At 64.8% G+C, this 11,024-nt stretch carries 12 protein-coding genes, 1 tRNA gene and 2 pseudogenes; 7 read left to right on the top strand and 8 right to left on the bottom strand.

Annotation, left to right across the window (positions count from 1 at the left end):
* Positions 1-125: 125 nt before the first annotated feature.
* A pseudogene (locus L5G32_RS17765) lies at positions 126-455 on the top strand (transposase); the annotation flags it as partial.
* Positions 456-501: 46 nt separating this feature from the next.
* Here the strand turns inward: L5G32_RS17765 and L5G32_RS17760 are convergent.
* Positions 502-624, bottom strand: a pseudogene (locus tag L5G32_RS17760) (3-hydroxyacyl-CoA dehydrogenase NAD-binding domain-containing protein); the annotation flags it as partial.
* A gap of 77 nt (positions 625-701) precedes the next feature.
* On the opposite strand from L5G32_RS17760, the gene L5G32_RS17755 reads away from it, so the two are divergent.
* Positions 702-775: transfer RNA gene (locus L5G32_RS17755), tRNA-Leu, on the top strand.
* Between the two features lie 150 nt (positions 776-925).
* Here the strand turns inward: L5G32_RS17755 and L5G32_RS17750 are convergent.
* The 3 genes from L5G32_RS17750 to L5G32_RS17740 form a co-directional block, all read right to left on the bottom strand.
* Entirely contained in the window at positions 926-1,486 is a 561-nt protein-coding gene (locus L5G32_RS17750) for a dihydrofolate reductase family protein (protein WP_237012415.1), read from the bottom strand.
* A gap of 104 nt (positions 1,487-1,590) precedes the next feature.
* Positions 1,591-2,055, bottom strand: a complete 465-nt coding sequence (locus L5G32_RS17745) for a cold-shock protein (RefSeq protein ID WP_237012414.1) — start codon at positions 2,053-2,055, stop codon at positions 1,591-1,593.
* A 136-nt stretch (positions 2,056-2,191) separates the two neighbouring features.
* The gene (locus L5G32_RS17740) at positions 2,192-2,878 is read right to left on the bottom strand and encodes a helix-turn-helix transcriptional regulator (RefSeq protein ID WP_237012413.1); all 687 of its coding nucleotides are present in this window, start codon (positions 2,876-2,878) and stop codon (positions 2,192-2,194) included.
* Between the two features lie 227 nt (positions 2,879-3,105).
* Between L5G32_RS17740 and L5G32_RS17735 the strand changes: the two genes are divergently transcribed.
* Positions 3,106-3,600 carry a hemerythrin domain-containing protein gene (locus L5G32_RS17735; protein ID WP_237012412.1) on the top strand — a complete coding sequence of 165 codons (495 nt, stop codon included), beginning with the start codon at positions 3,106-3,108 and terminating at the stop codon, positions 3,598-3,600.
* A 54-nt stretch (positions 3,601-3,654) separates the two neighbouring features.
* Here L5G32_RS17735 and L5G32_RS17730 read toward each other — a convergent pair whose 3' ends face one another.
* From L5G32_RS17730 to L5G32_RS17715, 4 genes are all read right to left on the bottom strand, one after another.
* Positions 3,655-4,446 (bottom strand): SDR family NAD(P)-dependent oxidoreductase, encoded by a 792-nt coding sequence (locus L5G32_RS17730; RefSeq protein WP_237012411.1) that lies wholly within the window; start codon positions 4,444-4,446, stop codon positions 3,655-3,657.
* A complete protein-coding gene (locus L5G32_RS17725) occupies positions 4,446-5,285 on the bottom strand; it encodes a mycofactocin-coupled SDR family oxidoreductase (protein WP_237012410.1) in 840 nt (279 codons plus the stop codon). The genes L5G32_RS17730 and L5G32_RS17725 overlap by 1 nt, the downstream gene beginning before the upstream one ends.
* 16 nt (positions 5,286-5,301) lie before the next feature.
* Positions 5,302-6,045, bottom strand: coding sequence for an SDR family NAD(P)-dependent oxidoreductase (locus L5G32_RS17720; protein ID WP_237012409.1), 744 nt, complete (start codon positions 6,043-6,045; stop codon positions 5,302-5,304).
* Between the two features lie 88 nt (positions 6,046-6,133).
* The gene (locus L5G32_RS17715; RefSeq protein ID WP_237012408.1) at positions 6,134-6,469 is read right to left on the bottom strand and encodes an alpha/beta fold hydrolase; all 336 of its coding nucleotides are present in this window, start codon (positions 6,467-6,469) and stop codon (positions 6,134-6,136) included.
* Between the two features lie 78 nt (positions 6,470-6,547).
* Between L5G32_RS17715 and L5G32_RS17710 the strand changes: the two genes are divergently transcribed.
* From L5G32_RS17710 to L5G32_RS17695, 4 genes are all read left to right on the top strand, one after another.
* Positions 6,548-7,174, top strand: a complete 627-nt coding sequence (locus L5G32_RS17710) for a TetR family transcriptional regulator (RefSeq protein ID WP_237012407.1) — start codon at positions 6,548-6,550, stop codon at positions 7,172-7,174.
* A gap of 127 nt (positions 7,175-7,301) precedes the next feature.
* Positions 7,302-8,861, top strand: coding sequence for an MDR family MFS transporter (locus L5G32_RS17705; RefSeq protein ID WP_237012406.1), 1,560 nt, complete (start codon positions 7,302-7,304; stop codon positions 8,859-8,861).
* 137 nt (positions 8,862-8,998) lie between these two features.
* On the top strand, positions 8,999-9,295 hold the full coding sequence (locus L5G32_RS17700; RefSeq protein WP_237012405.1) for a glutaminase: 297 nt from the start codon (positions 8,999-9,001) through the stop codon (positions 9,293-9,295).
* Positions 9,295-10,914, top strand: a complete 1,620-nt coding sequence (locus L5G32_RS17695) for an MFS transporter (RefSeq protein WP_237012404.1) — start codon at positions 9,295-9,297, stop codon at positions 10,912-10,914. Before L5G32_RS17700 ends, L5G32_RS17695 begins: the two co-directional genes overlap by 1 nt.
* Positions 10,915-11,024 lie beyond the last annotated feature (110 nt).

Raw genomic sequence — 11,024 nt, 5'->3', positions numbered from 1 at the left:
ACGGCGAGCTCGATCACCGGCCACCGACCGAGATCGAGGACCACTACTGGCAGCAGCACACTACTACCGAGACTGAACCTGCACTACAGAACAAATGATCGGTCTCTAACAAACCCGGGTCTTGACAGTTCATTCCGTTTCTGGCGTTTCCACCGGAGTTGCGGCGGGTCATCTACACCACGAACAGTATTGAGTCGCTGAACTATCAACTGCGCAAGGTCACGAAGAACCGGGGCCATTTCCCGAACGACGCGGCCGCGATGAAGCTGTTATGGCTGGCCATCGGCAACATCGAGGACAAACGAGCTCGCGAGCGCATCAAGGAACAAGGACTGCCCTCGCACAAACGCAAAGCCGCGGGGCGGCTCGTGGAAGGCGCGGTCACCACGAACTGGAAACGAGCACTCGAGCAACTCTCACTGACCTACCCCGAACGTATCGACCATCACCTCTAAACCGAACACCTGACCGACTTACACAGAAAACTTGACAGGCTCCGGCCGCGATCGCGTCGTCATTGATGTCGTAGGCAGTCACCTGAAATCCGCTGTACGCGGTTTGGAACGCGATCTGCGAGCCGAGCACTCCCGTGCCGAGGACGACGACCTTCTCGATTTCAGACACAGCGATTCTCCCTAAACGGTCAGAACAGGTAGCCGTTGACACTACGCATCCGACCGGCCTGGCATGCTGTTAATCGCGCCCCCATAGCCCAATTGGCAGAGGCAGCGGACTTAAAATCCGCCCAGTGTCGGTTCGAACCCGACTGGGGGCACTCCAGAACGTCGAGCTGGCCGCCTGACTGGTACGTATGACGACCTAGGACGCACGATAGACCGCCCTAGGTCCGCATAGGTACCACTCACGCGAGGATCACCACCGCTACGCGCACGAGACCTGCGCTACGAACCCACCGCCGGAAGTCCTACCGGGTGTAGCGCGCGAGCACGACGTTCTCGATCGACCTGCTCTCGGCGAGCGCGAAGTCCCGGATGTCATGGTCCGGAGTGAACAGTCGGCGTCCGGAACCGGTCACGACTGGATAGACGAAAAGTCGCAGCTCGTCCACCATCCCGAGGCCTAGGAGCTGCTGGGCCAACGAGATGCTTCCGGTCAGGACGATGTCAGCGCCTTCGCGCTTCTTCAGCTCGGAGATCTCCGCCTCGAGTTGGTCGCCTCCGCGGAGGACCGTCGTTCCGTCCCATCGGGGGTCGTCGATGCTTCGGGACACGACATACTTCTCGACGCGGTTCAGGTGATCAGTGACGCCAGTAGTGTCGCTGACCTGCCTCGGCCAGAACTCCCGCATCTCCTCGAAAGTGGTGCGTCCGACCAAAAATCCGTCCGACTCGGCCGCGTGCGCGCGCGTGGTCTCGGCCAACTGGCGACCCTGATCCGAGTCGTTGGTCGGGTCGAACCACGAGCCGTCGTTCTCGATCACGCCGTCCAGAGTGATGTTCTCGGTGATCACAAGCTTGCGCGTCATCGTCTGCCCTCGCGCGATCGGGATGCTGATGTCCTGGCAGCATCATCCAGTGAGCGCCGAGCAGTCAAGGGTGCCGTCCGGAATCGCGGGCCTGGCCTGCTCAGTCAGTCGTTCGACCATCCGCGCGCAGTCGCGAGGTCTAGTATCCGCGAGCGGATCGCCGTCACCTGGCGTGCGGTCAGGTCGGGCGACGCGTCGAGCAGCAATTCGGTGATCTCGGCGGACAGCGGGCCGCCCGCGTTGCGTGCCGGTCGACTCGGGCCGCGGTCATCGCGGCGGTCGGGACGCTCACGACGATCGCCGCGGTCACGGTTGTCGCGACGGAATCCGCGCTCGGCAGCTGGGTCACCGCCCGCGGGAGCCTCCTGCGTGACGCTCACATTCGACGCCTTAGAGCCACGCTCGGTGCTCTCGACGTCGAACTCGACGACCGCCCCCGGAAGCAGCAGATTCTCGTCGATGCTGATGTCGTTGATGTGCAGGAACACGTCGTCACCGCCGCCTTCCGGCGCGAGGAAACCGAACCCACGGTTCGAATCGAAGTACACGACTTTTCCGTTAGCCACCACAAACTCACTCTCTCAGAGCCGTTCCACACCGCGAACCCCTTGCTCGCCGGACGAACCCCGCCACCAACTATGCCTTGTCGACGATCAGCGCCGTAACCGAAATCGGAGGAGGCGCCACACCGTCGCAGTCGCTCGGTCATCGATCGCCGCGCTCGCCGTCCTGAGGCTGATCGAGCCGCAACGTGCACGAGCCGCGCGCGGCGAACGGGATCAAGACCGGACGCGTGCGGGTGTCGCCGAGCGCGTCGAGAGAGCCCTGGACGAGACCCCGGTGGATCTGGCACGTGATGTCCGGGTAGCGGCGCGCGGCGTCGAGCAGCGGGCAGCGGGTCAGAGCGATCGTCGTGGACTCGTCGACCGGCGCGAAGCCGAAGTCGGTGAGGTGAGCGAGGATCTGCGTCCTGCTGTCGCCATCGGTTCGCGGACGTCCGCTCGCCAGATCTCTGCCCCAGTCACGCCCCAGTTGTCGCGCCTGTGCGGCAGGATCGGCTGCCGTGCGACGCAGATGTCCGGCGAGAGCCACCGCCATCCCGGTGTAGGCGCGCACGGCGACACCGTCGGCCGCCACCGCGGCATAACGCCACGCCGGTCGTCCACGGCCCGCGGATTCGGCCCGCATTCGAGTGGCTACTCCGAGACCGACGAGAGCGTCGAGATGTTCGCGAATGGTGTTGGTGTGCAGCCCCAACCGCGCCGCGACGTCGACGACGCGGGCGGGTCCGTCGCCACGGAGGGCGTCCAGCGTCGCGCGCTGGGCAGCGGTCAGATCCGGCGCAACACTCGGCGCCGGATCAGGACCGAGTGGGCGAGGACTATTATTCACGGCTATAAGCGTATTAAATGAGAGGGCAATCGGCTACACCGATTCCTCGAGTCCGCCGACGCATTGGAGCAGCAACGGCGGGCGGTCGCCGAACTGACCGGCCGCATCCAGGTGGAGTACCTGGGGCAGGGCCCCGAGGAGTGGAGCCTGCGGCTCAGTCGAATCTGAAACGCCGCGCCGCAATTGCAGTCCTTCTCCCCCGATCGACCAGCTAGAAAGGCAGCACCATGGCAGACTCCACTCTCGCCGAAGTCCTCACCGCCGAGCATCACGCCATCGACGGCGGCATCGAGAAGTTCACCGCCTCGTCGCTCCGCGACTCGGTCCAGGCCTGGTCGGCACCGCTGAGGCAGGTTATGGAAGCGCTCCGCCGGCATATCTATCTGGAGGAGGAGCTCGTCTTCCCTCAACTGAGCAACGGCCCGCTGATGATGCCGATCATGGTGATGCAGGGCGAGCACGGCGAGATGTGGCGCCGGATGGCCGACCTCGACGCTCAGTTGGCGGCCGACGACATCGACCAGTCGCGGCGTGACGAAGTGATAGCCGGATGCACCGCGATGCTGGAACTGTTGGCCAACCACAACAGCAAGGAGGAGCCGGTAATTTACCCGCACCTGGACTCCGACATGGACGACGACTCCCAAGCGTTCCTCCGCGACTTCCTCGTCGACGGGACCATCCCCGACGGATGGGAGTGTGCACGCGCGAGCCTTCAGTAGAGTCGCCGTCGTACGGCGGCGAAATCACGGACGGCGGTGTGTTCGCAGCCTCTGCTAGTCGACGTCCGGGGCCCACTGCACGCCGTTGATGTGCGCTCCACCGTCGACGAACAGGGTGTTGCCGGTCAGGTACCGACTGTCGTCGGAGGCGAGGAAGACCGCGACCGGACCGATGTCCTCGAGTGGATCGCCGATGCGTCCCATCGGGTTGGCCGACGCCATCGTGGCGGCCATCGCAGGATTGCCCTCGGCGACGCGGCGGTAGGCCTCGCTCTGCGCTCCGGGAGCGATCACGTTGCAGCACACCTGCTTCGGCGCCCACTCGCGCGCGGCCGTGCGGGTGAGCGTGCGCAACGCCTCCTTGGCCGCGTTGTACTGCACCGAGTACATGTGCGCGTTGACTCCGTTGAGCGAGCACAGGTTGATGACCCGGCCGCACCCGTGCTTCTCGAGTTCGGGCAGCGCGGCCTGCATGGCCCAGAAGGCCGCCATCACCGCCATGTCGAATCCGCCGCGCAACTGCTCGTCGGTCATCTTCTCCACGCGCGCATAGCCCGACGAGCGCCACGCGTTGTTGACCAGTACGTCGAGTCGACCGAACCGGGCCACCGCACAATCGACCATGGCGAGCACTTGAGCCTTGTCGGTGACGTCGGTCCGCACGAACTCTGCTTCGACGCCCCAGTCGTCGCGTAATGAGGCCGCGGTCGCCTGCCCCGCGGCCTCGTCGATCTCGGCGACGATCACCGAGGCTTCCTCCCGCGCGAACGCAGTCGCAATTCCTGCGCCGATGCCCATGCCTGCACCGGTGACGACCGCTACCCGTCCGTCGAGCCTCGACCCCATCAGCCGGTCACTCGCGCGGCGTTGCCTGCATCGACAGGTACGACGATGCCGCTCATGTGCGCACTGCCCTGATCCGCGAGGAAGAGGACCACTCGGGTGATCTCCTCCGGTTCGAGCCACGGAACGGGCTGCGCGTGCAACGACGCGAAGACCGGGGCGACGTCGTCGCGGGTCGGGTGCTCGAGGTCGGGACGCATCATCGCGTAAAGCCCGTCGTTGTGCACCATCGGCGTCGAGATGTTGCCCGGCGCAATGGCATTGACGGTGATGCCGTGACCTGCGAGGTCGAGCGCTGCGCTCTTGGTGAGTCCGATGACTCCCCATTTGGACGCCGAGTAGCCGACCATGCTCGTGTTACCCGCGCGCCCCAACATCGACGAGATGGTGACGATGCGGCCGTAGCCGCGTTCGATCATCCCCGGAGCGACGGCCGCGACGGTGTTGAAGACGCCGGTGAGGTTGGAGCCGATGACCTCCGACCACATCTCATCGGTCATCGACTGGACGGGCGCTGCGACCGAAACGCCCGCATTCGCGACGGCGATGTCGATACGACCCAACTCCGATTCGGCGCGGGCGACGAGTGCATCTAGCGCAGCCCGGTCTGCCGTGTCGAGGACAGTCGAGAGGCATGTGCGCCCGGTGGACTCGACCATCCGGACGGTCTCGGCGAGGTCGGCTTCGGTCGCCAGCGGATACCGGACCGCTGGCGAGTCCGCGCAGCGATCGCACAACACGATGTCCGCTCCGCGTGCGGCGAACGCCATCGCATGCGCACGCCCCTGACCGCGCGCACCACCGGTGATCAGGACGACCTGTCCCTCGAAATTCTCTGCCATTGAAATCGAATTCTCCTTATCGCAGTTGAATGATGCCGCCGTCTGCCATCACTGTCTGGCCGGTCATGTATTTGGCGTCGTCGGATGCCAGGAACACGACGATCGGCGCGACGTCGTTCTCCGGATCCCCGATCCGCTTAAGCGGAATCTTCGCGACCGATGCCGCTGCCTGCTCCGGAAACTCCTCCTGCCACGCACGCACGCCTTCGGTCGCCGCGAACGGGCACACGACGTTCACCCGAACGCCGTCGGGCGCCCACTCGTTGGCCGCCACCCGACTGACGCCGCGGATCGCCTCCTTCGCCGCCGCGTACGACGCCTGCGTCGGCATGCCGTCGAGCCCGGACCCCGACGCGAAGTTGACGACCGCCCCCTTACACTCCTTGAGTTGCTCGTAGCACGCCTGCATCAGATGAATCGTCGGATAGAAACCAGTGTCGAACGACAACGCGAACATGTCGTCGGTGTGGTCGGCGAGCGTGGCTCGACGTGACGCGTGGGCGTTGTTGACCAGGATGTTCACCGAACCGAACGCGTCGATCGCGGCGTCGCGGATCTCCTCGGCCGCCCCGTCCACCGAGATGTCCACATGGAGGAATCTGGCCGACGCTCCGAGCTCGGATTCGAGCGCGCGCCCGTTCTCGTCGTTGATGTCGACGAATAGGACATTGGCACCTTCACGCACGAACACCCGGGTCAACGCGCGGCCGATGCCGCCTGCACCGCCGGTGATGATCGCAGTCTTTCCCTCAAGCCTCATGACACTCCTCGCTGCTGAAATGGTGCTGGTGGATGGGCCGCCGCCCTCGCGTGAGGGTTCATTGGACGCCGAGGCGTTGGACGCCGATTCACGCACACGTGTCCGCCTGCTCCTTGCCTGCCCGAACACCTTCGACGTACGCGTGGACGTCGTCGAATGACTGCTCGAGCACACCTCGGTGATCGGCACCGTCGTACACCCGGTAGTCGATGTTTGCGCCGTTGCCGCACAGCGCCGCGGTCTGCGTGTCGGTGATCTGTCGGAACACGAGTTCGTCGGCGCTGCCCTGCACCACCATCGTGGGGACGGTCGGCTTCAACGACTCGAGCGGCGCCTCGTCGGCCGAGTCGGAGCAGGCCGCAGCGGCGACGGCGACGGACGCGGTGAGAACGACTACAGCGATCCGGGTGAATGCGATGCGCATGAGCCTCCATTGCCGCGCGAGATGCCGAAATAATAAATATGTATTAATCGTCGGTAATCAATCAGTACTGTGTGACTCGTGTCTCTGTCAACGGGGCGGACGGCTCTGCTGGATTCCGCCGAGAAGCTGATCGCCGCGCGTGGTGTCTACGGGGTGTCCGCGCGCGAGGTCGTCAGGGGCGCCGGGCACCGAAACAGTTCAGCCATCGCCTATCACTTCGGCTCGTGGCACGGCCTCCTCGACGCGATCTGGGCGCGCCGCTCCCCGCCGATCAACGCCGAACGCGCCGCCTTGATCGCCGCGATCGACCAGCCAGACATCACCCAGCTGGTGCACGCCTACATCCGCCCGCTGACCAACCAGGTCACGACTCACAGCCCCAGTCATTGGGCTCGCTTCAACGAGCAGTGGCTGGCGTCGGTACCACTTGACGTGCTGGGCGGGCCGGCACCGGACGGCGACCACTCCTATTATCCGCTCGACGATTCACTCGACGTGGTGTCCACGCTGCTGTATCGGATCGCGCTGACGCTCGACCTCCCCGAGGTCGGGGCCCGGCGTCGGGTCGGGCTCGTGGTGCGATTCGTGTTCAATGCGTATGCGGCGTGGGAACGAGACAGGGAGAACGGCACCGCGCCCGAACCGGAGGAGTTCGAATCCGAAGTGGAGCACATGGCGTGCGCAATGCTCGGCACAGGCATCTGACCGATCACGTGCCACTCCCTGAGAAATCCAATTGACACTGGCAGTCCGGACAATGGATTCTTTCCATGAACGATTTCTGCTTTCTCGCGTGCCACCGCACGCAGACAACTATTCGAGAGGACTCGTCGTGAGTCTCGACGACCGCACACCCGACGCGGCCAACCCGGAAGAATCCCCTGCAGACACCACTGCTGCGGCGCCCACCGCACCGCCGCCAGCATCGGTGAACCTCGTCATCGTGCTGCTGTTGGTCGCGACGTTCGTGATGATCCTCAACGAGACGATCATGAGCGTCGCCATCCCCGTGCTGATGGTGGACCTGGAAATCACGGCGAGCACCGCACAGTGGTTGACCACCGCGTTCATGCTGACGATGGCCGTCGTCATTCCGACCACTGGCTTTCTGCTGCAACGCTTCTCGACACGAGCCGTGTTCATCGCCGCGATGTCGTTGTTCACCGCAGGCACGCTGCTCGCAGCGGTCTCCCCCGGCTTCGGGATCCTCGTGATCGGCCGCGTCATCCAGGCGTCCGGCACCGCGGTGATGATCCCGTTGATGATCACGACGGTCCTCACGTTCATCCCCGAGAATCGGCGCGGCACCATCATGGGGTTCATCTCCATCGTCATCGCCGTGGCACCCGCCACCGGCCCGACGATCTCCGGAGCCATCCTCGACCACCTCGACTGGCGGTGGATGTTCTACTTCATGCTCCCGATCGCGGTTGTCGCCCTTCTGCTGGGAATCGTGCTGGTCCGCAACATCACGACGCCGCGAAAGGCGCCGTTCGACATCGCGTCCGTCCTCCTGTCGGTCGTCGCGTTCGCTGGCCTCATCTACGGACTCAACAGCATCGGCGAGGCCGCGACCGGCGACACCGCGGTGCCACCGTGGCTGCCCATCGTCGTCGGCGTCGTCGGACTCGCCCTGTTCGTGTGGCGTCAGATCAGCCTCCAGGCCACCGAGTCCGCGTTGCTGGACCTCCGCCCGTTCAAGACGCGCACCTTCACCGTCGGCATCATCATCCTGCTGGTCGCGATGGCTGCCCTGTTCGGCGCGATCATGCTGCTGCCCCTGTTCATGCAGAACGTGTGGCACGCGAGCACCATGCAGACCGGCCTGGTCCTGTTGCCCGGCGGCCTCGTGATGGGTCTGATCGCACCGTTCGTCGGCGCGCTCTACGACAAGGTCGGTCCTCGGCCCCTCGTCACACCCGGTGCGATCCTCGTGACCATCGCCCTCTTCCTGCTGACCACTCTGAACGCCGAACCGGCGACCTCCGAGTTCTGGATGTTCACTGATCAGGAGTGGAAGGTCGTCGGCATCCACGTGCTGCTGAGCCTGGGGCTCGGTTCGATGATGACTCCGCTCATGACGTCGGCGCTCGGTTCGGTGCCGCCCATGATGTACTCGCACGCCAGCGCCATCCAGAACACGCTGCAGCAGCTCGCCGGAGCAGCGGGCACCGCACTGTTCATCACCGTGATGACGCGGGGCATGACAGCCGAGATCAACGACGGCGTCGACCCCGTTCAGGCTCAAGCGCACGGCATCCACCAGGCGTTCTACTGGGGTGCAGGCTTCGCAGTCCTCGCCGTCGTCCTCTCGCTTCTGGTGCGCCGCCCACCGCGCACCGACGGTGTCGAAGAGGTCGTCGACGCGTCCGCTCCGGCGCCAATGCACTGACTCGTCGGATAGAAGTCTCGGTGACCGACCGGAAGCGACTCGGCGTGTGATTCCCTTGAGTGATGACAGGGCCTGATCTACCACCGCTCGACGCCGCAACAATCGAGCCTGTGCCCCAACGGGTCTCGACCGGAGACATGCCCTCAGGCGACCGGATCAGGACCATCGTGGCGTACGCGCACGAGAGCTACTCCGAGCATGAGGGCGGCCAGGTCGCCGACTACATTCCGCAACTGGCCAACGCGGACCCGTCGATGTTCGGGATCACCGTCGCCGACGCGTCCGGCGGTCTGTACAGCGCGGGCGACGCCGACGTCGAGTTCTCGATCCAGTCGATCCGCAGACAGCAGGCGACGGCCCACCTCTCTCGAGCCCTCGGACTCAACGTCTTCGCCTCGAACGTCGACAGTGCTCGATCGAACGGAGACGACTGATGACCACCGACCAAGCGCGCCCGCCCGAGACCGGAGAGCGCGCGTCGTGGCTCCCCCTCGTCTGCTTCTTCTTCGCCCAAGTGTTGATGTCGTTCAACGTCTCGGCACTGCCGGTCTCGATCGGCGGCATGGTCGACGACTTCGACGTCGCGCCGACGACGGTCAGCACGACGATCGTCGCGTACGGCATCGCCGTGGCCGCGCTCGTCATGCTGGGCGGCAAACTCGGTCAACGCATCGGCTGGGTGAAGATCTTCCGGATCGTCGTCTTCACGTTCGCGTGCTCGTCGGTGCTGATGATCGTCTCGCAGTCGGTGACGTGGGCCATCGCCGGACAGGCGGTTGCCGGGGCGTCTGCAGCCTTCATCGTTCCCGCCCTCGTCGCGTTGATCGCCGAGAACTACAAGGGCGACCAGCAGGCCAACGCGGTCGGGTCGCTCGGCTCGGCGCGCGCCATCTCGGGCATGTCAGCGTTCTTCCTCGGCGGCGCGCTCGGCTCCCTGGTCGGCTGGCGTCCGGTGTTCATGATCGTCCTGGTCCTCGCCGTGATCGTGTTCGCGTTGAGCTTCACACTTCGTCCCGACACCGGTGACCGCAGCATCGACATCGACGTGGTGGCCTCCGTCCTGATCGGTGTCGCGATCGTCCTGTTGACCGTCGGTTTCAATAACTTGAACGCGTGGGGCGTGTTCTTCGCCGACGACGCCGCTCCGTTCGACCTCGTGGGGGTCTCCCCTGCCCCGATCCTCATCATCGTCGGTCTGATCCTCGGGCAGGCGTTCTTCCTGTGGACGCGACGCCGGCAGCGCAGCGGCCGGGTCCCGCTGGTGGATCTGTCGGTCCTCGGCAGTTCGCGCGAACGTGCAGCGGTGTACGCGATGTTCATCGTCGTCGCGATGGAAGCGGCTCTCAATTTCACTGTGCCGCTGTACATCCAGATCGTGCAGGGCCGCAGCCCGTTCGACACCTCGCTCGCGATGATCCCGTTCAACCTGACGGTGTTCGTGACGGCGATGCTCGTCGTCCGGGTCTACAAGACCTACAGTCCGCGCATGATCGGCATGGCCTCGTTCATCCTCACGACCGTCGCACTCGTGTGGCTGGCGTTCGTGGTGACGAACAACTGGCAGACCATGTCGACCATCATCGGGCTGATCGTGTTCGGCATCGGCCAGGGCGCCCTGGTCACACTCGTGTTCAACGTGCTCGTCACCTCGGCACCGAAGGAACGGGCAGGCGACGTCGGATCGATCCGCGGCACCACGCAGAACCTGGCGTCGGCGGTCGGCACCGCGACGATCGGCGCACTCCTGGTGTCACTGCTCGGGTTCGCCGTCGCCTCGTCGGTCGCCGAGCACCCCGAGCTGCCGGACGACCTCGTGTCCCAGGTGAACCTGGACAATGTGAACTTCGTCAGCAACGACAGTCTGCGGGAGACCCTCGCAACACAGACCACTGCGACGCCTGCGCAGATCGACGCCGCGATCGAGGTCAACGAGGACTCACGACTCTCGACGTTGAAGTACGGTTTGCTGATCCTCGCCGGCCTCAGTGCGACGGCGATTCTTCCCGCCTCCCGCCTGCCCGCATACCGGAAGGGCGAGATCCCCGAAGGGTAGGAGCGCTACTCCGACCGAACGCCGTACGCTAATCTGAACACAAACGTATTCAGATTAGGGAGGTGTCGTGGCTTCACACGACCAACAGGCCGACGCACGACGTGAAAGGC

This window comes from Gordonia zhenghanii (genome assembly GCF_021738965.1).
Classification (GTDB): domain Bacteria; phylum Actinomycetota; class Actinomycetes; order Mycobacteriales; family Mycobacteriaceae; genus Gordonia; species Gordonia zhenghanii.
This window is presented reverse-complemented; position numbering and strand designations above follow the sequence as displayed.

Bases quoted from the DNA above. Each gene is read 5' to 3' on its own strand.
- L5G32_RS17725 (WP_237012410.1), bottom strand. From the start codon at position 5,285: ATGGCAGAGAATTTCGAGGGACAGGTCGTCCTGATCACCGGTGGTGCG.
- L5G32_RS17695 (WP_237012404.1), top strand. From the start codon at position 9,295: ATGACCACCGACCAAGCGCGCCCGCCCGAGACCGGAGAGCGCGCGTCG.
- L5G32_RS17720 (WP_237012409.1), bottom strand. From the start codon at position 6,045: ATGAGGCTTGAGGGAAAGACTGCGATCATCACCGGCGGTGCAGGCGGC.
- L5G32_RS17730 (WP_237012411.1), bottom strand. From the start codon at position 4,446: ATGGGGTCGAGGCTCGACGGACGGGTAGCGGTCGTCACCGGTGCAGGC.
- L5G32_RS17700 (WP_237012405.1), top strand. From the start codon at position 8,999: ATGCCCTCAGGCGACCGGATCAGGACCATCGTGGCGTACGCGCACGAG.
- L5G32_RS17750 (WP_237012415.1), bottom strand. From the start codon at position 1,486: ATGACGCGCAAGCTTGTGATCACCGAGAACATCACTCTGGACGGCGTG.
- L5G32_RS17715 (WP_237012408.1), bottom strand. From the start codon at position 6,469: ATGCGCATCGCATTCACCCGGATCGCTGTAGTCGTTCTCACCGCGTCC.
- L5G32_RS17735 (WP_237012412.1), top strand. From the start codon at position 3,106: ATGGCAGACTCCACTCTCGCCGAAGTCCTCACCGCCGAGCATCACGCC.